The sequence below is a fragment of the Streptomyces sp. NPDC040610 genome (assembly GCF_055594065.1).
Window position 1 is genome coordinate 448,687 of sequence record NZ_JBVIXA010000003.1, and the last position, 20,643, is coordinate 469,329.

22 protein-coding genes are annotated in these 20,643 nt (G+C 70.9%); 14 read left to right on the plus strand and 8 right to left on the minus strand.

Annotation, left to right across the window (positions count from 1 at the left end; translation table 11 throughout):
- Positions 1-151: 151 nt before the first annotated feature.
- Positions 152-751: a recombination mediator RecR gene (recR, locus tag ACZ6AA_RS14715; protein WP_016638709.1), complete on the plus strand. Its 600-nt coding sequence runs from the start codon at positions 152-154 to the stop codon at positions 749-751.
- Positions 744-1,403, plus strand: a complete 660-nt coding sequence (locus tag ACZ6AA_RS14720) for a DUF5063 domain-containing protein (protein WP_385710042.1) — start codon at positions 744-746, stop codon at positions 1,401-1,403. The genes recR and ACZ6AA_RS14720 overlap by 8 nt, the downstream gene beginning before the upstream one ends.
- A gap of 51 nt (positions 1,404-1,454) precedes the next feature.
- Here the strand turns inward: ACZ6AA_RS14720 and ACZ6AA_RS14725 are convergent, their stop codons facing one another.
- The 3 genes from ACZ6AA_RS14725 to ACZ6AA_RS14735 all read right to left on the minus strand — a co-directional run bounded on the left by ACZ6AA_RS14725 (position 1,455) and on the right by ACZ6AA_RS14735 (position 3,850).
- On the minus strand, positions 1,455-2,027 hold the full coding sequence (locus tag ACZ6AA_RS14725) for a dihydrofolate reductase family protein (RefSeq protein ID WP_468483597.1): 573 nt from the start codon (positions 2,025-2,027) through the stop codon (positions 1,455-1,457).
- Positions 2,028-2,123: 96 nt separating this feature from the next.
- Positions 2,124-3,233 (minus strand): endonuclease/exonuclease/phosphatase family protein, encoded by a 1,110-nt coding sequence (locus ACZ6AA_RS14730; RefSeq protein ID WP_471458237.1) that lies wholly within the window; start codon positions 3,231-3,233, stop codon positions 2,124-2,126.
- Positions 3,230-3,850, minus strand: coding sequence for a M15 family metallopeptidase (locus tag ACZ6AA_RS14735; protein ID WP_471458239.1), 621 nt, complete (start codon positions 3,848-3,850; stop codon positions 3,230-3,232). Before ACZ6AA_RS14735 ends, ACZ6AA_RS14730 begins: the two co-directional genes overlap by 4 nt.
- A gap of 129 nt (positions 3,851-3,979) precedes the next feature.
- Here ACZ6AA_RS14735 and ACZ6AA_RS14740 point away from each other — a divergent pair, with 129 nt between their 5' ends.
- From ACZ6AA_RS14740 to ACZ6AA_RS14750, 3 genes are all read left to right on the plus strand, one after another.
- Complete coding sequence (locus ACZ6AA_RS14740) at positions 3,980-4,675, plus strand: response regulator transcription factor (protein WP_030363169.1); 696 nt, start codon at positions 3,980-3,982, stop codon at positions 4,673-4,675.
- On the plus strand, positions 4,668-5,759 hold the full coding sequence (locus ACZ6AA_RS14745; protein WP_471458241.1) for a sensor histidine kinase: 1,092 nt from the start codon (positions 4,668-4,670) through the stop codon (positions 5,757-5,759). The genes ACZ6AA_RS14740 and ACZ6AA_RS14745 overlap by 8 nt, the downstream gene beginning before the upstream one ends.
- A 152-nt stretch (positions 5,760-5,911) precedes the next feature.
- On the plus strand, positions 5,912-7,426 hold the full coding sequence (locus tag ACZ6AA_RS14750) for a glutamate synthase-related protein (protein WP_471458243.1): 1,515 nt from the start codon (positions 5,912-5,914) through the stop codon (positions 7,424-7,426).
- Positions 7,427-7,483: 57 nt separating this feature from the next.
- Here ACZ6AA_RS14750 and ACZ6AA_RS14755 read toward each other — a convergent pair whose 3' ends face one another.
- From ACZ6AA_RS14755 to ACZ6AA_RS14770, 4 genes are all read right to left on the minus strand, one after another.
- A complete protein-coding gene (locus ACZ6AA_RS14755) occupies positions 7,484-9,169 on the minus strand; it encodes an acetolactate synthase large subunit (RefSeq protein ID WP_471458245.1) in 1,686 nt (561 codons plus the stop codon).
- Positions 9,170-9,613: 444 nt separating this feature from the next.
- The gene (locus ACZ6AA_RS14760) at positions 9,614-9,766 is read right to left on the minus strand and encodes a hypothetical protein (protein WP_471458247.1); all 153 of its coding nucleotides are present in this window, start codon (positions 9,764-9,766) and stop codon (positions 9,614-9,616) included.
- 23 nt (positions 9,767-9,789) lie between these two features.
- On the minus strand, positions 9,790-10,110 hold the full coding sequence (locus ACZ6AA_RS14765; protein WP_471458249.1) for a hypothetical protein: 321 nt from the start codon (positions 10,108-10,110) through the stop codon (positions 9,790-9,792).
- A gap of 46 nt (positions 10,111-10,156) precedes the next feature.
- Complete coding sequence (locus tag ACZ6AA_RS14770) at positions 10,157-10,486, minus strand: hypothetical protein (protein ID WP_471458251.1); 330 nt, start codon at positions 10,484-10,486, stop codon at positions 10,157-10,159.
- 244 nt (positions 10,487-10,730) lie between these two features.
- Here ACZ6AA_RS14770 and ACZ6AA_RS14775 point away from each other — a divergent pair, with 244 nt between their 5' ends.
- Positions 10,731-12,452, plus strand: coding sequence for a hypothetical protein (locus tag ACZ6AA_RS14775; protein ID WP_471458253.1), 1,722 nt, complete (start codon positions 10,731-10,733; stop codon positions 12,450-12,452).
- A 36-nt stretch (positions 12,453-12,488) separates the two neighbouring features.
- Here ACZ6AA_RS14775 and ACZ6AA_RS14780 read toward each other — a convergent pair whose 3' ends face one another.
- Complete coding sequence (locus ACZ6AA_RS14780) at positions 12,489-12,917, minus strand: hypothetical protein (protein ID WP_471458255.1); 429 nt, start codon at positions 12,915-12,917, stop codon at positions 12,489-12,491.
- Positions 12,918-12,995: 78 nt separating this feature from the next.
- Here ACZ6AA_RS14780 and ACZ6AA_RS14785 point away from each other — a divergent pair, with 78 nt between their 5' ends.
- The 8 genes from ACZ6AA_RS14785 (at position 12,996) to ACZ6AA_RS14820 (ending at position 20,594) form a co-directional block, all read left to right on the plus strand.
- Positions 12,996-13,811 carry a helix-turn-helix domain-containing protein gene (locus ACZ6AA_RS14785; RefSeq protein WP_468461035.1) on the plus strand — a complete coding sequence of 272 codons (816 nt, stop codon included), beginning with the start codon at positions 12,996-12,998 and terminating at the stop codon, positions 13,809-13,811.
- Positions 13,808-13,996, plus strand: coding sequence for a DUF397 domain-containing protein (locus tag ACZ6AA_RS14790; protein ID WP_468461037.1), 189 nt, complete (start codon positions 13,808-13,810; stop codon positions 13,994-13,996). Before ACZ6AA_RS14785 ends, ACZ6AA_RS14790 begins: the two co-directional genes overlap by 4 nt.
- 275 nt (positions 13,997-14,271) lie before the next feature.
- The gene (locus ACZ6AA_RS14795) at positions 14,272-15,237 is read left to right on the plus strand and encodes a hypothetical protein (RefSeq protein ID WP_471458258.1); all 966 of its coding nucleotides are present in this window, start codon (positions 14,272-14,274) and stop codon (positions 15,235-15,237) included.
- Between the two features lie 50 nt (positions 15,238-15,287).
- Positions 15,288-15,431, plus strand: coding sequence for a hypothetical protein (locus ACZ6AA_RS14800; protein ID WP_468483603.1), 144 nt, complete (start codon positions 15,288-15,290; stop codon positions 15,429-15,431).
- Between the two features lie 220 nt (positions 15,432-15,651).
- A complete protein-coding gene (locus ACZ6AA_RS14805) occupies positions 15,652-16,923 on the plus strand; it encodes an aspartate kinase (protein WP_471458260.1) in 1,272 nt (423 codons plus the stop codon).
- Positions 16,920-17,981: an aspartate-semialdehyde dehydrogenase gene (locus tag ACZ6AA_RS14810; protein WP_468461043.1), complete on the plus strand. Its 1,062-nt coding sequence runs from the start codon at positions 16,920-16,922 to the stop codon at positions 17,979-17,981. The genes ACZ6AA_RS14805 and ACZ6AA_RS14810 overlap by 4 nt, the downstream gene beginning before the upstream one ends.
- Positions 17,982-18,417: 436 nt before the next feature.
- On the plus strand, positions 18,418-19,074 hold the full coding sequence (locus ACZ6AA_RS14815; RefSeq protein WP_380842537.1) for a SigE family RNA polymerase sigma factor: 657 nt from the start codon (positions 18,418-18,420) through the stop codon (positions 19,072-19,074).
- Entirely contained in the window at positions 19,071-20,594 is a 1,524-nt protein-coding gene (locus ACZ6AA_RS14820; RefSeq protein ID WP_471458263.1) for a hypothetical protein, read from the plus strand. The genes ACZ6AA_RS14815 and ACZ6AA_RS14820 overlap by 4 nt, the downstream gene beginning before the upstream one ends.
- Positions 20,595-20,643 lie beyond the last annotated feature (49 nt).

Genomic DNA, 20,643 nt, shown 5'->3' on the forward strand with positions numbered 1-20,643 from the left:
TTCGCGGGGCCGCGCCCCGGCCGCCGTTGTGGCCCGCGCTTCCCTTCTATGTCGGCCGACGGCCAACTACGGTACGTACAAAAGCTCCCTGAGCCCCGAAGACTGAAGATCCGGAAGCCGAGACCGGCGGCCGGAGACAGGAAGGCAATCCGTGTACGAAGGCGTGGTCCAGGACCTCATCGACGAACTGGGCAGGCTGCCCGGCGTCGGTCCCAAGAGCGCGCAGCGGATCGCCTTCCACATCCTCCAGGCCGAGCCCACGGACGTCCGCCGGCTCGCGCACGCCCTCCTTGAGGTCAAGGACAAGGTCCGCTTCTGCGCGACCTGCGGGAACGTCGCGCAGGAGGAGCTGTGCAACATCTGCCGCGACCCGCGCCGCGACCCGTCGGTGATCTGCGTGGTCGAGGAGCCCAAGGACGTCGTGGCGATCGAGCGGACCCGTGAGTTCCGCGGCCGTTACCACGTGCTCGGCGGCGCGATCAGCCCGATCGAGGGCGTGGGCCCGGACGATCTGCGGATAAGGGAACTCCTCGCGCGCCTCGCCGACGGCACGGTCACGGAGCTGATCCTGGCCACCGACCCGAACCTGGAGGGCGAGGCCACGGCGACGTACCTCGCGCGCATGATCAAGCCCATGGGCCTGAAAGTGACCCGACTGGCCAGCGGACTCCCGGTCGGGGGAGATCTGGAATACGCGGACGAGGTCACCCTGGGCCGCGCCTTCGAGGGGAGACGACTCCTAGATGTCTGACGCCACGCTGCACGCGATCACCCAGGACCCGGACGACTTCGCCGTCCAGATCTCGGACCAGATCGAGAGCTTCATCGTCGCGGTCACGGAGATCGCCAAGGGCGACGAGCCGGACTCGGCCGTGCCCTTCCTGCTGCTTGAGGTCTCCCAGCTGCTGCTCGCGGGCGGCCGCCTCGGCGCGCACGAGGACATCGTCCCCGACGAGCGCTACGAACCGGACCTCGGCCCGGAGGCGGACGTCGACGACCTCCGCGAGAGCCTGGCCCGCCTCCTCGACCCCATCGACGTCTACTCCGAGGTCTTCGACCCCTACGAGCCCCGCAAGGCCCCCGTGGCCTGCCGGATCTCCGACGACCTCGCCGACGTCCTCACCGACCTCCGCCACGGCCTCGCCCACTACCGCGAGGGCCGCACCACGGAGGCCCTGTGGTGGTGGCAGTTCTCCTACTTCTCCAACTGGGGCTCCACCGCATCCGCCTCCCTGCGCGCCCTGCAGTCCCTGGTCGCGCACGTCCGGCTCAACCAGCCCCTTGAGGACCTCAACGGCCTGGACACCGACGAGGACCTGATGGAGGACGCCCTCGCCGAGGAGGCGGGCAAGGTCATGGCCGAGGAGATCGCGGGCCCGCTGGGTCTGCGCCCCGCGACGTAGGGCCCGTTCGACGGGTCGGCGCGGCCTCTGCCCGCCGACCCTCGGGCAGACCTAGCGGACGACGTCGAAGACGTTCTTCTGCAGCCCGTTGGCGTACGCCTCGTACTCGACCAGCTTCAGCTTCTGGGTGTCCTTGTCCGTGCTGCTGAAGAGCCGCTTGCCCGCGCCGAGCAGGAGCGGGAAGACCAGCAGGTGGTAGCGGTCGATCAGGCCCGCGTCCGAGAGGGCGCGGTTCAGGGTGGCGCTGCCGTGGACGATGATCGGGCCGCCCTCGGTCTCCTTCAGCGCGGCGACGTCGTCGACCGAGCGCAGGATTGTGGTCTCGCCCCAGTTCGTCACCAGGTCGCCCTCGGCGAGGGTGGTGGAGACGACGTACTTCGGCATCACCTTGTACTGCGCGAACTCCTCCATGCCGGGCCACACGGGGCTGAACGCCTCGTAGCTGGTCCGGCCGAGCAGTATCGCGCCGGCCTCCTGCTGCTCCCGGCCCTTGATCTCGTACGCCTCGGGCAGGAAATCGACGTCCTTGAAGGTCCAGCCCGAGTTCCGGTAGCCGGGCTCGCCGCCCGGGGCCTCGACGACGCCGTCGAGCGAGATGAAGGCGGTGCTGATCAGAGTGCGCATCGAAGGTCCTCGGTGGCTCGGTCTGGAGGGTGCCGGACGCGGTGTCCGGTGCCCGTCATGATCTCTGACTACTCAGACCGCGCGCCATGGGAAAACTCATCGGTAGTCGATCGCGGCGGCCACCGGCAGATGGTCGCTGCCGGTGGCCGGGAGTGTCCAGGAGCCCTGCGGCTGTACGCCACGGACCAGGATCTGGTCGATGCGGGCGACCGGGAACTTCGCCGGCCAGGTGAAGCCGAAGCCGTCCCCGGCCGTCTCCTGGGCCGAGTCCATGCGCGAGGTGAGGCCCGCGAGGGCGCGGTCGTCCAAGGTTCCGTTCATGTCCCCGAGCAGCACCACCCGCTCGTTGCGCTCAGCCGCGACGGCCTTGGCGAGCGCCTTCGCCCCGCGGTCCCGGCCCCCGGTCGCGAAGCCTTCCCCGGGCACCACCCGCACGGACCCCAGGTGGGCCACGTACACCGCCAGCGGACCCTGGTCCGTGGCCACCGTGGCGCGCAGCGCCCGGGTGTCCGCCAACACGGCGTCGGCCGGTTTGGCGTCCCCCAGCGGCCCGACGTCCTGCTCGGTGTCGACCGGCCGGGCGTCCGACAGCGGCAGCTTGCTCCACAGGCCGACCGTGCCCTGCACCGTGTGGTGCGGGTACGCCTTCGCCAGCGCCTTCTCGTACAGCGGCTTCGCCTGCGTGCTGATCTCCTCCAGGGCAAGGACCTCCGCGCCGGAGGCGACCAGGTCGCGGGCGGTGCCCGCCGGGTCGGGGTTGTCGGCGCCGACGTTGTGGCTGACCACGGTGAGGTCGCCGCCGCCGTGGGACTTGTCCACGAGCAGCCCGCCGAAGAGGTTCAGCCACACCGTGAGCGGCAGCAGCAGCGCGCACAGCGCGGCGGCGGAGCGGCGCCAGAGCGCCCCCGCGAGCAGCACGGGCACGAACAGGCCGAACCACGGCAGGAAGGTCTCCACCAGGCTGCCGACGTTCCCGATCCGGTTCGGGATCCACCCGTGCAGGAGCAGGAAGAGGCCGAGGAGGAGGGCGAGTGCGGTGAGGAGTGGGCCGCGCTTCCAGGGGTCCGGGCGGGAACAGGCGAGCCTCGCCCGGTGGAGGGCCGCGCGCCAGGGCGGGGTGGCTGTGCCGGTGCCGGTGCCGGTGCCGGTGCCGGTGTTTGTGTTTGTGTTTGTGCCGGTGTCCGTGTTCGTGATGGTGCTGGTCACTGCCGTGTCCTCGGGTCCTCGGTGGGGTCGGCGTACATGCGCGGGCAGCCCTCGTCGGCGGCCTCGGTGCGCAGTTCGTAGTGCCACGGTTCGTTGCGGTAGATCTGGCAGAGCCCGTACGCGGCGCCGTGCTCGGACAGCCACCTCTGGGCGTCGGAGTCCCCGATGTCGACCGCGTCGCCCGCCACGTGCGGGGACGTCGACGCGGTGGCCACCCAGCGGGCGGCCTCGTCCTTCGAGCCGTACTTGGCGACGGCCTCGCGCAGGAGCTGGTTCTGGTAGTCCGGGGAGCGCCAGCCGCTGTTGACGTAGAAGTCGACGTCGTCGTCCCCGGCGTCGTCCGCGGCCTCGCGGAGGGCGTCGCGCAGGCCCTCGTCGAGTTTGGCGACGGCCGGGATCCCGTCGTCGTAGATCGTCACGTCGTCGGGGACGACACCGTCGGCCTCGCCGACCGGGCCGCGTCGGTCACCGTGAGGGGCGTGGTCCGGGCCCGGCCCGGCGGATGAGGACGGAGGTAACAGGGAGGACGGGGGCGAGGACCCCTGCGACTGCCGGTCGATGACCACGATGGTCAGTGCCGTGGCCACCAACAGGCCGACGGCGAGGAGCCATCGCATCCGGCGGGGCGCTGTTCGCGCTGATGAGGGAGTTCGCGTCATACCGCCAGTGAAGGAATCGCGGCGTTGCGGGCGGGTATGCGGTTTTCGATATGCCGACGATATGCGGCCGCTTGTAGCGTCTATGACATGCGTGTGCTGATCGTCGAGGACGAGCCCTATCTGGCGGAGGCCATCCGCGACGGCCTGCGCCTGGAGGCCATCGCGGCGGACATCGCGGGCGACGGCGACACCGCGCTGGAACTGCTGAGCATCAATACGTACGACATCGCCGTACTCGACCGGGACGTGCCCGGCCCTTCCGGCGACGAGATCGCCAAGCGCATCGTCGCCTCCGGCAGCGGCATGCCGATCCTCATGCTCACCGCGGCCGACCGCCTCGACGACAAGGCCTCCGGGTTCGAACTCGGCGCCGACGACTACCTCACGAAGCCCTTCGAACTCAGGGAACTCGCGCTCAGGCTCAGGGCACTCGACCGCAGGCGCGCCCACAGCAGGCCCCCCGTGCGGGAGATCGCGGGCCTGCGCCTGGACCCGTTCCGCCGCGAGGTCTACCGCGACGACCGCTACGTCGCGCTCACCCGCAAACAGTTCGCGGTCCTCGAAGTCCTCGTCGCCGCCGAGGGCGGTGTCGTCAGCGCCGAAGAGCTTCTGGAGCGCGCGTGGGACGAGAACGCCGACCCGTTCACCAACGCCGTCCGCATCACGGTCTCCGCCCTGCGCAAACGCCTCGGCGAACCCTGGCTCATCGCCACCGTGCCGGGCGTCGGCTACCGCATCGACACGCCGCCCGGCACCGGGCGTGGGAGCGGTGACCGTGGCTAGGCGGTCCGGTCTGAGCGTCCGCCTCAAGCTCACCCTCAGCTACACCGGATTCCTCATGCTCGCGGGGGTGCTGCTCATCGGCGCCGCGGGGTTCTTCCTGGTGAGCCAGGGGTGGTTGCGGACCAACGAAGAGGGGGCGTGGAGACAGACTCCGGGCACCGACATGGTGCGCGGTTTCGCGCCGACGGCAGCCGCGGTCATGGTGTTCCTGCTGGTCTTCGGTCTCGTGGGCGGATGGTTCCTCGCCGGTCGCATGCTCGCCCCGCTGACCCGCATCACGGACGCCACCCGCATGGCCACGACCGGATCGCTCTCCCACCGGATCCGTCTGCCGGGCCGCAAGGACGAGTTCCGCGAACTCGCCGACGCCTTCGACACGATGCTGGAACGGCTCGAAGCGCACGTCGGCGAGCAGCGGAGGTTCGCCGCCAACGCCTCGCACGAACTGCGCACGCCGCTCGCCGTCTCCAAGACGCTCCTCGACGTGGCCCGCACCGACCCGGACCATGACACGAAGGAAGTCATCGACCGCCTCCACACCGTCAACACCCGCGCCATCGACCTCACCGAGGCCCTGCTCCTGCTCAGCCGCGCCGACCAGCGGTCCTTCACCCCGGAACACGTCGACCTGTCCCTGATGGCGGAAGAGGCCACCGAAACCCTCCTCCCCCTCGCGGAGAAGCGCGGCGTCACCCTCGAAACCTCCGGCGACATCACCCCCACGACCGGCTCGCAGGCGCTCCTGCTCCAGCTGACCACGAACCTCGTGCACAACGCGATCGTCCACAACCTGCCCGCGCACGGCACCGTCTGGGTCACCACCGCGCTGCGCCCCGGCACCGTGACGCTCACCGTCGAGAACACCGGAGAGAAGGTCTCCCCGGAGCTGGCGGCCACCCTCACCGAGCCGTTCCAGCGCGGCGCCGAACGCCTCCACACCGACCACGCGGGCCTCGGCCTGGGCCTCGCCATCGTCAAGACCATCACGAACGCGCACGACGGCACCCTCACCCTCACCCCGCGCCCCGAGGGCGGGCTCCGCGTCACCGTGGAGCTGCCGAGAGGTGCCGGCCCCGGGGCCTAGGCCGTGCCCGATGGGCTGATCCGGCCGTCGGCATCGGCGTTGGCCTGGACGGCCCGCAGGAGAGAGCCTTCGCCACCCTCCCGTGGCATTTCGCCGGTGCGGGGTAGCCGGTCGTGGTGAGGTTCGGCCAGTCGAGGAGAGGAACGTCCTTCATGCGTGCTCGGAACATAGGCGCGTCAGCCGCCACGGCGTTGGCGCTGGTGGCCGCCCGCGACCTCGTGCAGAAAAAGCACGCACTGCTGAGGAACTTCCCCGTGCTGGGGCACGCCAGGTACTTGCTGGAGAAGATCGGCCCCGAGCTGCGGCAGTACATCGTGGCGTCCAACGACGAGGAACGGCCCTTCAGCCGTGACCAGCGCAGCTGGATCTACGCGTCGGCGAAGGAGGAGAACAACTACTTCGGGTTCGGCACCGACGACGACGTCGAGCATGAACAGGGTCACGCGTACGTGAAGCAGCGCACGTTCGCCGGTCGGCTGCCCGATCCGCACGACGCGCAGGCGCCGTTGCCCTCGGCAAAGGTGCTCGGCGGGCCACGAGGCCGCGCGAAGGCGTTCCGTCCGACGAGTGTCGTCAACATCTCGGCGATGAGCTTCGGCTCGCTGTCCGGCGCGGCCGTCACGGCACTCAACAAGGGCGCGGCGCTGGCCGGGACGATGCACAACACCGGCGAGGGCGGCCTGTCGCCTTACCACCTCAACGGCGGGGAACTCGTCCTCCAGATCGGTACGTCGTACTTCGGCTGCCGCAACGAGGACGGGACGTTCAACCTCGACGACCTCAAGTCCGTGGTCGCGAGCGGGCCCGTCAAGGCGATCGAGATCAAGCTCTCGCAGGGTGCGAAGCCGGGGCTCGGCGGCATGCTGCCGGGTGCGAAGGTGACCGACGAGATCGCCGCGATCCGCGACATCCCGGCGGGCGAGGACTGCGCGTCGCCTGCGCGGCACACCGCGTTCCACGACGTGGACTCGATGCTCGACTTCGTGGAACTGCTCGCCACGGAGACCGGATTGCCCGTCGGGATCAAGAGTGCCATCGGGGAAATGGGCTTCTGGGAGGAACTCGCCACCCTGATGGAGCGAGGTGATCGAGGGGTCGACTTCGTGACCGTCGACGGAGGCGAGGGCGGCACCGGGGCCGCTCCCCTGATCTTCGCCGACTCGGTGTCCCTGCCGTTCCGCATGGGCTTCTCCCGCGTCTACAGCGTGTTCGCCGAGCGCGGGCTGACCGACGACATCACCTTCATCGGCTCCGGCAAGCTCGGCCTGCCCGAGAACGCCGTCGTCGCGTTCGCCCTCGGCGTCGACATGGTCAACGTGGGCCGTGAGGCGATGCTGTCCATCGGCTGCATCCAGGCGCAGAAGTGCCACACCGACGCATGCCCCACCGGCATCACCACCCAGAACCCGTGGCTGACGCGCGGCATCGACGCACCCTCGAAGGCCATCCGGGCCGCGGGCTACCTGCGCACCCTGCGCCGGGAGTTGCTGAGGGTCTCGGGCGCCGTCGGCGTCGCCCATCCCTCGCTCATCACCCCCACCGACATCGACATCCTCAACGGCGACTACGACGCCCGCACCCTGGGATGCGTCTACGGCTACAAGGACGGCTGGGGCTCGCTCGGCCCCGAGCTCGCCGATGAGATCACCGAGCTGCTCACTGCCTGAGCACGTCCTTGCCCCCAGCGCGGCCCGTACGGGAGTCGGGCGCGCCGCGCGGGCGGGTCAGAGCGCCGAGTCGAGGTGCCCGAGGTGCTCGATGAGGTTCATGTTCTCGGCGTAGTCCACCGGGCAGTTGATGATCGACACGCCCGGGTCCGCCAGTGCCTCACGGAGCGTCGGCAGCAGGTCCCCGGCGGACTCGATGCGGTAGCCCTTCGCGCCGAAGCTGCGGGCGTACTGGACGATGTCCGGGTTGCCGAAGTCGGTGTTGGAGTTCTCCCCGACCTCCAGGTCCATCTTCCACCTGATGAGCCCGTAGCCGTTGTCCTCCCAGATCAGCACGGTCAGCGGGATGTTCTCGCGGACCGCCGTCTCGATCTCCTGGGAGTGCATGAGGAACGAGCCGTCGCCGACCGCCGCCAGCACCTTCGTCTGCGGCCTGGCGAGCTGGACCGCGAGCGCGCCGGGCAGCGAGAAGCCCATGGTGGACAAGCCGTTGGAGATGAGGCAGGTGTTCGGCGCGTACGTCGGGTAGAGCCGGGCCATCCACATCTTCAGCGCGCCGGTGTCGACCAGCACGATGTCGTCGCGACCGAGCGCGGCGCGGGTGTCGGCGATGACGCGCTGCGGGGCGAGCGGGTAGCGCTCGTCCGCGGCGCCCTGCTCGAGTTCCTTGGCCAGCAGCGTGCGGGTGGCCGTGGTGTCCTCGTCGTCGATGCTCCAGCGCAGGCCGTCGAGTTCGGTGGCGAGGGCGTCGAGGGAGGCGGAGATGTCGCCGATGATGCCGACGTCGACCGAGTAGCTGTCGTCCACCTCCGCCGGGAAGCGGTGGATGTGGATGATCTTCTTGTCACCGTCCGGGTTGATCCGGGACGGGTCGAACTCCTGCAGCTCGTAGCCGACGGCGATGATGACGTCGGCCTGCTCGAACCCGAAGTTGGTGTAGTCGCGCCGCATGAAGCCGAACGTGCCGGTCGCGCACGGGTGGTCGTCGGGCAGGACGCCCTTGCCGTGGAAGGTGGTCGCCGTCGACACGTCGAGTGCGGTGGCGAACGCCGCCAGCGACTCCTCGGCGCCGCCGCGCGCCGCGCCGTGCCCGGCGAGGATCACCGGTCGGCGGGCCTGTCGCAGCAGCTCCGCCGCCCGCTTGATCTGATTCGGGGACGGCGCCTCGGGCCGCACGACGTTCCTGCGCAGCGGGCGCAGGTCCGAGCCGTCCGTCGCCTCGTCGACATCCTCGGGCACGGCGAGGTAGACGGCGCCGGGCCGCTCGGACTCCGCGGTCTTGAACGCGCGCCGCACCATCTCCGGGATGGCCCGGGTGGCCGGGACGCCCGCCGACCACTTCGTGATCGGCGCGAACATGCTCACCAGGTCCACGAACTGGTGGGACTCCTTGTAGTTGCGCTCCTTGCCGACCTGCGCGGAGATCGCGACGACGGGCGTGCTGTTCGTCATGGCGTCGGCGACGCCCAGCATCAGGTTGATCGCGCCGGGCCCCAGCGTCGCGGACATCACCCCCGCCGAGCCGGTGAGCCGGCCGTGCATCTCCGCCATGAAGGACGCGGCCTGCTCGTGCCGGGTGAGGACGTAGCGGATCTTCTCCGAGCGGGCGAGGGCGTTGGTGAAACGGATGTTCTCCTCACCGGGCACGCCGAACACCACCTCGACGCCCTCGTTCTCCAGGCAGCGCACCAGGAGTTCGGCCGCTCCGTCGGGGGTCTGCTTCCGGTGCTCGGCATCGCTCACGCTGATCGTGTCCTCTCCCGGGTTACGGCCGCGCCGATGTGCGGACCGGTCAGACGTCTACCCCGGCCCACGACTCGGACGCCTGCGGAAGGCCCTCGCCTCCAGAGCCGCCCGGAAAGCGCGCCCGGTGGCTTCTGCCTGGGCGGTGAGGGTGAGGGTCCGGCGGGTGGAGCAGCGCACGCCGCGGGTGAGGCGGGCGCCGGGCTGGTACCCGCAGGCTTCCCGTAGCCAACCCGCACTGGCCCGGCAGGTCCCCGGCGGTCGAAGGCGCGTCACCCTCAGCTCCGCGCGGGGACGGCCGTCAGGCCTGCTGTCGCTGCTCGTGCACGTCGGAGGACGTGACCGCCCCGTGCACCTACCCGGGCCGCAATCGGTCACCGGCCGTGCCCCGGCAACACCGCCTCACCCCCGGTCCGGCGGGTGGGGCGGCGTCGCAGGGCGGGGTCAGGAGCGCCGGCCGATGAAGCGGCGCGGCCTGCCCTGGTCGTCCTCCGGCACCGGCGGCACGGCGGCCCGACTGCGAGCTGCCTTCTTGCGGGCGACGTCGTCGGCGTGGCAGGTGCAGGTGCGCGTCGGCGGGACGAACTGGTTCAGCACGGTTCAGCCGGGATTACGCGGGTTCAGCGGTTGCAGGCGATCGCGGCGTTGGCGCCGTAGTAACCGGGCCCGATCCGGTAGGAGTTGGCGTAGAGCAGCACGCACTGCTCAGGGGTGAACCCGCTGATCAGGGCGTGCTGGCGGGCCATCTTCTCGGCCTCGCGCTTGGCTTCCTTGGGGCTGTTCTCGTACGCCCAGCCCGTGAAGACCTGCCGCTCCTGCACGGCGGTGGGGGCGCCGGCGCTGCTGGCGGTGCCCGTGTCGGCGTGGGCGGCGGTCGGCAGCAGCGCGGCGAGGCCGGCCAGGGCGACGACGGCACTGCCGCGGATGAACCTGGAGATCATGTCAGTGTTCCCTTCTCAGTGATGACTTGGCGGGAAGCGCTGCGATTCAGCGCTGGCAGAACAATTCGGCGACCGCGGCGTACACGCCGATGCCGGCCCACCGGACGTCGGTGCCGCGCACGTGGCACTGGGTGGACTGCCACCCGGCCCATTGGGCGCTCGTGTACGCCATCCGGACCGCGCCGTCCACGGCCTGGGACGGTCCTGTGCCCAGCCCACTGCCGGTGAACGTCCGCACCTCCGGCACGACGGCCGCCTGGTTCGGGGCGCCGCCGGTCTGGGCTGCCTGGGCGGAGGTGACGCTGGCGGCGAGGCACGCCAAGGCGGCCAGGGCCACGGCGGCAACGCGCCGAGGCAGAAAGGACGAGCGGCTCACGGATTCTCCTCACAGGTCGCTTCGGTGGTCACGGGCGATCCGTGCACCGAGCTGGGGTCCCTACGGAAGGCCCCTCGTCAGCGAGGCTAGGTCGGCCCTCCACGCCTCCGGCACCCGCCCATTCGGGCGGGGCGTTGCCAACTCCCCTTATTTGACGGCATATTGATGAATAGCCAGTTAGTGATGGAAACCGTTCACGCCGCGGTGCATCACACACCATGCATGACCGAACGCGGGGGTGTTCGTGGGCGGCTCCGGGGGGAACGGCTCGCAGATACTGCAGGACGTACGAGGGGCGTTGGCGGGACACCGGCAGGTCAACCTGACCGGCCCGCTCGGCGTGGGCAAGTCCCACCTCCTCGCACACCTGGACGGCATCACGAGGGTCGACCTCGACCCCGACCTGCCGGGTGCGCTCCGTGCGCTGCGCCGGCATCTGGCCGACCCGGCCGCCGCCCGGCGCACCCTGGTGCTCGACAGCGTTGACGGCCCGCAGCGGGTAGCTGCCGTCAGCGCGGCCCTGCACGATGCCCGACACCGGCACCCCGGCCTGGTCGTGGTCAGCCGCCAACCGGTCGCCATGGATCCGCGCTGGACGGACCCCATCGTCGCCGTCGCCGTCGCACCCGCCTGTGAAGGGCGCATCAGGGTCATGACGGCCGACATCCGGGAGCCCGGCCTGCGGGCCCTGTTGCACCGGCTCGCCGGGGGCATCCCGCTGCTCGCGGACACCGCCCGCCGCGCCTTGGCCTGCGGGGCGGAGTGCGAACCGCCCGGCGCGGTCGCCGACCGCCTCGCGCAGGTGGTGTTGGAGCGGCTCGGCCGCGAACTGCCGGGCCGGCGGTGGCGGCACGCCCTACGGATGCTCGCCACCGTGCGGACCGCGGACGAACGGTTGCTGCCGGGCGGGCCCGACCAGTTCAGCAGGCTCGCGGCGCTCAGCATCGTCTACCGCGACGCCCTCGGCCTGCGGATCGCCGAACCGTACCGGTCGGTCCTCGAACTCGCCTACCGCTGGCGCCGGCCGGAGGCCCACGAGGACAGCCGGACCCGGGCCCGTGACTACCGGCTGGCCCTGCTCCGGCGCGCCCACGACGGCCAGGAGCGCGCCGCGCTCGCCGACCAGGCGCTCTTCCTCACCGGCGCCCCGCGGGTCCGCCGCGAGCTCTTCCCCACCGGCGAACGCGCTGTGGGCTTCCGCCTGGCATGCGCGGCGGACCAGGACGACATCGCGCGGCTGATGGACCGGTGGGCCCGGCACAGCGGCTTCGACCCGCGGCGGAGCGCACGTCTGACCGAGCGCTGGGCCGGCCACGACATCTCCACCTTCCACCTCGCCCACGACCGCGACGGCCGACCGATCGGCGTGGCCAACCTGCTGCCGATCGGCGAGCAGAGCGCCGACTGCGCGGAACCGCTGATCCAGCAACACAGCAGGATGCTGGCCGGCGGCGGGCTGTTCCTCGGCGCGGCCCACTGCGACGACCCCACCGCACGCGCCCTGCTCCTGCGGCACGTACTGCGCCAGGGCATCGCGGCCGGGCGCCTCGTGGTGTCCACCGCGAGCCCGGACTACCAGGAGCTGGTCCGCGGCCTGGGCTTCCGCGTGCACGGCGCCGTCCACGATGACGTCTACCGCTGCGGCCACCGGCCGCAGGTCTTCAGCAACGAATTCGGCGCCCCCGATCTGCCCGGCTGGCTGGCGCGGGTCGGCAGCAGCGATGGACCTTCGGGCGGGCCGTCGGCTGAGGTGCCGCACCTGTCCCCCAAGGAGCTGCGCGTCCTGCTCGAATACACCTCGGGCCTGACCCTCCAGTCCGCCGCCCGCCGCACCGGCATCACCCCGAACACCGCCAAGTACTACCTGAGCCGGGTCAAGGCCAAGTACCTGGCGGCGGGACGCCCGACCCACACCAAGATCGACCTGGCCCTGCGGGTCCGCGAGGACGGACTCGACCGCGCGTAACGGGCCCGCAGCGGACGGCCGGGCGGCTGCGCCAGGTCAGGCCCCGGGCCGTTGGTCCGCGTCCCCGCCTCCCAGCGCCGCCCGCAGCCCCGCCGGGTCCACGAACGGCGCCGTCGGCGTCGGCTCGCTGTACCAGCGCAGCGGCCAGGTGTTGCCGTCCAGGGCCGGTACGCCGATGTACGTCACCGTGCGGCAGCCCGCCCCGCCGAACCGCTGTACCCCGAGCGGCCAGGCGTGCCCCCTCGCCGTGCCGGGCGCCACCAGGAAGTACATCCACCGGAAGCCGACGGCCTCGCAGATCACGGGGCCCGCGTCCCCGTCCGCCTCCTCGATCAGGCGCGCCGCCACCAGCTCCCCGCGTACGCCGGGGACGCGCAGCGCGTCGAAGTGCACTCCGGAGACCCGGAGTTGGTGGCCCGCCAGGGGGACCCAGTCGGGCCAGTGAAACGCGTTGTTCATGGTCACACGGTGCTGGTGGACGGGCTACGCTCGGTAGTGACCGCGGGGTGACACGCGCACGTGTAGCTGTGGGAGGTGGCCGCTGTGCCGGTCCAGTACAACTCCTCGTCTCCAGGCTCTCCCGGTACGTGGAGGTACGGCGGCAACCAGCTGAAACGCTGGCGCACCAAGGCCAACGTCACCCGCGAGGAGCTGGGCGCGGCGTCCAACTATTCGCCGGACACGATCAAGGCGATGGAGCAGGGTGTGCGGATGCCGACGGCCAGGGTTCTGGACGTCGCGGACGAGCTGTGCCATGCGGAAGGGTTGCTGAGCGCGGGTAAGGACTACGTGAAGCGGGAGCCCTTTCCGGCTCGCGCACAGGACTTCATGCAGTACGAGCAGCAGGCGATCAGCATGTGGTGGTACGAAGTCGCGCTGATCCCCGGGCTGTTGCAGACGGAGCCGTACGTGCGGTGGCTGATCGGCAATCGATGTCCACCGTTGGATGACGACGTTGTTGAGGAGCGAGTCGTCGCGCGGATCGAGCGGCAGCAAATCCTGGACCGCAAGCCGCCGGTCGCATGCTCCTTCGTGGTCTACGAGGCGGCGCTTCGACACCCGCGTGTGGACAAAGAGCAGCTTCTGCGCCTGGAGTGCATGGGGCGCCGCAGCAACATCACCGTGCAGGTGCTGCCGTTCAGCCGGACGATTCCGTCGGCACTCCTGGGGCCGATGGTGTTCCTCGAAACCCGTGATCGCGAGCGCTTCGCCTTCACTGAAGGGCCCTCCGTGTATCAGCTCACGGCTGAGCCCGAGGTGGTGAGTTCGCACACGGAGCGACTTAGCATGATCCGCACGGAGGCTCTCGGGAGAGAGGACTCGGCACGCTTCATCGAGCGGATGGTGGACGAGCTGTGAGCGAAGACCTGAAGTGGAACAAGTCCAGCTACAGCAACGACGAAGGCGGCGCTTGCGTCGAAGTCGCCCTCGGCGGGCCCGACGCCGTCCACATACGCGACTCCAAGCAGGCCGCAGGCCCACGCCTACACGTCTCCACCCCCGCCTGGAAGGCCTTCATCTCCGCAGGTCGGCCCGGAGCTTGAGCCCCGGGACCCGAGCTCTTTCCCTGGGTTTGGTTGGTTGAATTCAGGCCCAACCAACCCGCCCTCTACGGGAGTTGAAGCCTCTCTCACCCGCAAGGGTGACGTTTCGTAGTCAGCTTGCTTCGGAACGTAAAGTCGCCCTAGGTTCGCGGCAAAAGAACGGCCCCGGCCGGTGCGCCAACACCGGAACCGAGGCCTAGCCCTTACGGATCGACAAGGACTCGACCGTGGCTTACGCCAACCCTAATGCTGTCCTGCCGTCCCCGTCCCACCCGATGGCCAAAACGGGTTACGGCAAACGCCCGGCGGGTGACGAACCCCCGTACGCGGACGCAGATTTCGCACACTTGCCCCCACGCGAGGCGGAACTCGCGGCGTTCATCGACGAGCTGCCGACCGGTGCGGCGATGGGCCACAAGGTGATCGCCGCCGAGCACCCCCGCTACGGCCAGCAGGCCGTCCGTACGGCGATGAGCCGCCTGACGGACGCGGGCCACCTGCGCTGGGTGAAGGAACACCTCACCGTCGAGGACCACACGATGCGCTGGGTGACCAGGACGTACTGGTCGCGCCTGCGCAGGTCCGAGGAGTGGTGGGCGGGATTCGTACAGGCCCGGCACGGGCGCGACGTCACGCACGACCACCAGCCGGGCCTGGCCAGGGCCGACGAGCCGGAACCGGAGGCGGCCGACGCCGAGCCGGACCCGGCGGAAGCCACCGAAGCCACCGAAGCCACCGAAGAGCCCAGCGCAGCGCACCGCACGCTGGCTGAACTCCGCGCGGCGGACCGCCGGATGGCCCTTTCCGAGGCCGAGTGCGAGGCGCTGGAACCCCTCGCGGCCGAGTGGCTGGCGCGCGGGGCGACCCCCGCCGAACTGATCCACGCGTTGACGGCCGGACTGCCGTCCCCCGTCACCAACCCGGGCGGACTCGCCCGCAAACGACTGGAGAGCAAGATGCCCCCGAAGCCCCCGGCCAAGACCCGGCCCAAGGCCCGCGTCACACGGGCCGTGTTCGTCTGCGGCCTCTGCGAGGAGCCGGAGACGTCCGTGCCGCTGATCAACGGGCTGTGCGCCGAGTGCCGCGCGGAGTGCGGCCTCGACGAGACGGGACCGCCGCCCGGGGTGGTCCCGCCGACGTTCCTGCCCGCCGCCCGCCAGCCGGAGGCCACCGTGGATGTCGCGGCCCGCGCCGACGAGGCCCGCCGCGCGGCGGGGCTGGCGCCGAGGGGGCGCGGATGAGCGTGCAACACGAGCTGGTCCGGGCACCATGGAGTCAAGGAGGCGACGCCATGACCCCCAGGACCACGGACGCCGACCTGAAGGACGGAACGTACCGCCGCGTGACCCGGCGATCCTTCGGTGACAGCGTGGAGCTGCCCGGCCCGGTCGGCATCATCCTCGACACGGAGAAGCTCAAGGAGTACGTGGACTGAACGCCGCCGCCCCATGTGACCCGGCCCACTTTCCGGAGTGCTCCGGTTCGCAGCGGGCAGAGGAGTCCCCGGAGCGGCCGGAGGACGAAGAGCCACCGTGATGATCAAGGCGTGAGCGGGACATCTCACGATCTGATACTCGCGGGGCGGATTTCGGCCGCTCGTTAGACTGAGCCGACCGCAGTGATGCGGAACGAGACGGACTGAGCGAGGAGCGCACGTGGGCCTTGTCGTGCAGAAGTACGGAGGCTCCTCCGTAGCCGATGCCGAGGGCATCAAGCGGGTCGCCAAGAGGATCGTCGACGCCAAGAAGAACGGCCACCAGGTCGTTGTCGTGGTGTCGGCGATGGGTGACACGACGGATGAGTTGATCGATCTCGCCGGACAGGTATCGCCGATTCCTGCCGGGCGCGAATTCGACATGCTGCTGACCGCCGGAGAGCGGATCGCCATGGCACTCCTTGCCATGGCGATCAAAAACCTGGGCCACGCCGCCCAGTCGTTCACCGGCAGCCAGGCCGGTGTCATCACCGACTCGGTTCACAACAAAGCGCGCATCATCGATGTCACGCCCGGCCGCATCCGGACCTCGATCGACGAGGGCAACATCGCCATCGTCGCCGGGTTCCAGGGCGTCAGCCAGGAGGGCAAGAACATCACCACGCTGGGCCGCGGCGGCTCCGACACCACCGCCGTCGCCCTCGCCGCCGCGCTCGACGCGGAGGTCTGCGAGATCTACACCGACGTCGACGGTGTGTTCACCGCCGACCCGCGCGTCGTGAAGAAGGCGCGCAAGATCGAGTGGATCTCGTTCGAGGACATGCTGGAGCTCGCCAGCTCCGGGTCCAAGGTGCTGCTCCACCGCTGCGTGGAGTACGCCCGTCGTTACAACATCCCGATTCACGTCCGGTCGTCCTTCTCGGGACTGCAGGGCACGTGGGTCAGCAACGAACCGCAAGGGGACCGCAAGGTGGAGCAGGCCATCATCTCCGGTGTCGCGCACGACACGTCCGAGGCCAAGATCACGGTCGTGGGCGTCCCGGACAAGCCGGGCGAGGCCGCGTCGATCTTCCGGGCGATCGCCGACGCCGAGGTCAACATCGACATGGTCGTACAGAACGTGTCGGCCGCCTCGACGGGCCTGACCGACATCTCCTTCACGCTGCCGAAGACCGAGGGCCGCAAGGCCATCGACGCGCTGGAGAAGACCAGGGCCCAGGTCGGCTTCGACTCCCTGCGCTACGACGACCAGATCGCGAAGATCTCGCTCGTCGGCGCCGGCATGAAGACCAACCCGGGCGTCACGGCGACCTTCTTCGAGGCGCTCAGCGACGCGGGCGTGAACATCGAGCTGATCTCGACGTCCGAGATCCGCATCTCCGTGGTCACCCGCGCCGACGACGTGAACGAGGCCGTCCGCGCCGTCCACACCGCCTTCGGCCTCGACTCGGACTCCGACGAGGCCGTGGTCTATGGAGGCACCGGGCGATGAACCGCAAGCCGACGCTCGCGGTCGTCGGAGCGACCGGGGCCGTCGGCACGGTGATGCTCCAGATGCTGTCGCAGCACGCCGACATCTGGGGCGAGATCCGACTCGTCGCCTCACCGCGCTCGGCCGGCCGCAAGCTGGCCGTGCGCGGTGCGGAGGTCGAGGTCCTCGCGCTGAGCGAGGACGTCTTCGACGGCGTGGACGTCGCCATGTTCGACGTCCCCGTCGACGTGGCCGAGCAGTGGGCGCCCATCGCCGCGTCGCGCGGTGTCGTGGTCGTCGACAACTCCGCCGCCTTCCGGATGGACCCGGACGTCCCGCTGGTCGTGCCCGAGGTCAATCCGCACGCCGCCCGGCTCCGGCCGCGCGGCATCGTGGCCAACCCCAACTGCACCACCCTGTCGATGATCGTCGCCCTCGGCGCCCTGCACGCCGAGTTCGGCCTGCGCGAGCTGATCGTCTCCTCGTACCAGGCGGTGAGCGGGGCCGGGAAGGACGGCATCGACACCCTGCGGCGGCAGCTGAAGCTCGTCGCGGGCTCGGAGCTGGGCACCGGTCCCGGGGACGTCCGGCGGGCCGTGGGCGACGACACCGGGCCCTTCCCCGAGCCCGTCGCGCTGAACGTCGTGCCGTGGGTCGGCGCGCTCCGCGAGGACGGCTGGTCCTCGGAGGAGATGAAGGTCCGCGACGAGTCCCGCAAGATCCTCGGCCTGCCCGACCTGAAGGTCGCCGTCACCTGCGTCCGCGTCCCCGTCGTCACCACCCACTCGGTGACGGTGCACGCGCGCTTCGAGGACGAGGTGACCGTGGCCCGCGCCCGCGAGATCCTGGCGACCGCGCCCGGCGTCGTGCTCTTCGACGACCCCGCCGCCGGGGAGTTCCCCACCCCTGCCGACGCCACGGGCACCGACCCGACGTGGGTCGGACGGCTGCGCCGCGCCCTCGACGACCCGACGGCGCTCGAATTCTTCGCGTGCGGGGACAACCTGCGCAAGGGCGCCGCCCTGAACACCACGCAGATCGCGGAGCTGATCGCGGGCGAGTTCACCGGCGGCGGCTGAGGCGAATCCAGCGGCGGTGGCCGAGCGGTGCGGGGCGCGGTCGCGGAGGCGCTGCTTCCGCCGCCGTAAGGGCCTCCCGGAGCGGAACGCCCCGTAGGAACTGTGTAAGTTCTGTGTTCAATCCGATGGTCCAGACCGCTTGAACTGGGGCGTCTCCGCGTTCGAAGATTCGGCTTCCGCGTCGTGCAACCGCGACGGCGTGGCGCGCGTCTTCGCCGTCGCCCTCCAGTGGGCGGCCTGAAGTGCTGCGAAAAAGAATATGGGGCATAGGGGAAGAGCTGGTACGCATGGGGGCTTTTGATGCATCGTCGCGAGCGGTTCCCGCAACCGCGACGCACGCCGCGAGCACGGCGCCTGCGGCCTGCACGGGACAGGCGATGCGGAACGCCACACCCGACGCGTACAACCCTGATGGGGGGAAGCGTGTCAAACAGGCGTGGCAGAGGTACTGGACTTCACAGCAGCGAGCGGCGCGGTGGCATTGCGACCGCCCAGGCGCCCGCGCGTACCCGGCGGCATGCCGGTGATCGCCCCCATGCCCGCAGCGCGGCCCGCCCGCATCCCGACTCAGCGCGAGGGCGATGAGTTGAGCGTGACCGCGGGCACCACCGTCGACCATCTCACCGAGACCTACCGCGCCCACTACAGGTCGCTGCTCGGACTCGCCGCGCTGCTCCTGGACGACACCGCCTCCTGCGAGGACGTCGTGCAGGAGGCGTTCATCCGCGTGCACTCCGCGCGCAAGCGCGTGCGCGACCCCGAGAAGACCCTGGCCTACCTCCGCCAGACCGTCGTCAACCTCTCCCGGTCCGCGCTGCGCCGCCGCATCCTCGGCCTGAAGCTGCTCACCAAGCCGATGCCGGACATGGCGAGCGCCGAGGAGGGCGCGTACGACCTCCTTGAGCGCGACGAACTCATCAAGGCCATGCGCGGCCTGCAGCGCCGCCAGCGCGAGGTCCTCGTCCTGCGGTACTTCGCGGACATGACCGAGGCCCAGGTCGCCGAGACGCTCGGGATATCCCTCGGCTCGGTCAAGGCGTACGGCTCGCGGGGCATCGCCGCCCTGCGCGTCGCCATGGAGGCCCCGGCATGACGGACAGGGGACACCAGCTGAGCGCGCAGGGCACTTCGAGCGAGAAGGGTGCTCTGGGCGGGCGGGGCGCGCTGGGCAGAGCGGGCGCGCCGGACAGGCCGAGCGTGCTGAGCAAGAAGAGCGCGCTGAACAAGCGGGACATGCGGGACATGTACGAAGAGCGGGACGCCGGGCGCGCCCGCGGGCAAGACGCTGGGAACGGAACTGTGAAGCACGGGCCGAGCGGCAAGGGCCGCCCCGACCAGGGCCGCCCCGACCACGGACTCGGCGTACTCGGCCTGATCGTGAGCGAATCCGGCGAAGGACCGCAGGACGGCGCGTCGAGCGACGGCCCCGCACGCGGCGGCGGCCCCGGCGGCAGCGCCCACGGCGGCGGCGCGGCCGGAGGTTCGGGCGGCGGTCCGCGCGGGACCGGCCCGGGCGGTGGCTCCGGCTCCGGTGGCTCCGGCGGTGGCCCGTTCGGCGGCGGCTCCGACGACCCCGACGACGCCAACGACCCCGACGGTCTGCACGGCGACGAACTCGCGCTGCGGCGCCTGCTCCAGCAGGCCGTCCAGGAGATCCAGCCGGGTGACGCCGCCCTGGAGCGGCTGCGGCACGCGGTGCCCGCACGCCGCGCCCGCAAGCGCCAGGCCCTCGTCGGCATGGCGGCCGCGGCGCTCCTCGTCGGCACGGCCATCCCCGCCCTCGTGCACGTCGCCGGTTCCGGCGGCGACTCGGACGCGCGGCCCTCCATCATCGGCGCGGGCAGCAACCAGCCCAGCCAGGGCGACACCGGCGGCAGCAAGGACCGCGGCGAGCACGGCAAGGGCGACAAGGTCAAGGACAAGGAAGACAAGAAGGACAAGAAGGAAGAGAAGGGCAAGGAGGGGAAGGGCAAGGACGGCAAGGGCAAGGACGGCAAGCAGGGCGGCGCCACCGGCGGCCCCGACCCGACGGACGACGACACGGACGCCGTGTCCTCGCCCAGCTGCGACGCCGCCCAGCTCGGCGCCACCGGCTCCGTCGCCCCCGCCGAGGCCAACGGCACGGTCTACGGCACCTTCCGGATCTCCAACACCTCCGGCAACAGCTGCACCGTCAGCTCGGCCGGCAGCGTCAACGCCGCCGCCCTCGGCGCGGCCGACCCCACGAACGTCAACGTCGTCGACCACACGGCGGGCGACGCCGCGACCGGCCTGCCCGACCCCGCGCAGGAGTCCAGCGCGCTCGTCCTGAAGCCCGGCGCTTCGTACGAGGTGCGGTTCGCCTTCGTCCCCTCGGGGACCTGCCCGTCCGACGGCGGCGACCCCTCGCCCAACCCCACGCCCAGCGACACCGGCGGCGGCAACGGCGGCAGCGGCTCCGAGAGCGGCGCCCCGGGCGGCGCGACGACGCAGCTGATCCCCGAGGAGGGCACGGAGGACGGCAAGGTCGCCGTGTCCCTGACGGCCGAGCCGGGCTCGCCCTCCGCGGGCGCGACGGTGCCCAACGCGTGTGCGGGGACCGTGTACAAGACCGGGGTGCTCGCGGCGCAGTGACGCGCGCGGCGTGGTGACACGTGCCGTGAGCCCCGCGGAGCGCCTCGGC

Bases quoted from the DNA above. Each gene is read 5' to 3' on its own strand.
- ACZ6AA_RS14720 (WP_385710042.1), top strand. From the start codon at position 744: ATGTCTGACGCCACGCTGCACGCGATCACCCAGGACCCGGACGACTTC.
- ACZ6AA_RS14725 (WP_468483597.1), bottom strand. From the start codon at position 2,027: ATGCGCACTCTGATCAGCACCGCCTTCATCTCGCTCGACGGCGTCGTC.
- ACZ6AA_RS14735 (WP_471458239.1), bottom strand. From the start codon at position 3,850: ATGCGATGGCTCCTCGCCGTCGGCCTGTTGGTGGCCACGGCACTGACC.
- ACZ6AA_RS14740 (WP_030363169.1), top strand. From the start codon at position 3,980: ATGCGTGTGCTGATCGTCGAGGACGAGCCCTATCTGGCGGAGGCCATC.
- ACZ6AA_RS14750 (WP_471458243.1), top strand. From the start codon at position 5,912: ATGCGTGCTCGGAACATAGGCGCGTCAGCCGCCACGGCGTTGGCGCTG.
- ACZ6AA_RS14765 (WP_471458249.1), bottom strand. From the start codon at position 10,110: ATGATCTCCAGGTTCATCCGCGGCAGTGCCGTCGTCGCCCTGGCCGGC.
- ACZ6AA_RS14795 (WP_471458258.1), top strand. From the start codon at position 14,272: ATGGCCAAAACGGGTTACGGCAAACGCCCGGCGGGTGACGAACCCCCG.
- ACZ6AA_RS14800 (WP_468483603.1), top strand. From the start codon at position 15,288: ATGACCCCCAGGACCACGGACGCCGACCTGAAGGACGGAACGTACCGC.
- ACZ6AA_RS14810 (WP_468461043.1), top strand. From the start codon at position 16,920: ATGAACCGCAAGCCGACGCTCGCGGTCGTCGGAGCGACCGGGGCCGTC.
- ACZ6AA_RS14820 (WP_471458263.1), top strand. From the start codon at position 19,071: ATGACGGACAGGGGACACCAGCTGAGCGCGCAGGGCACTTCGAGCGAG.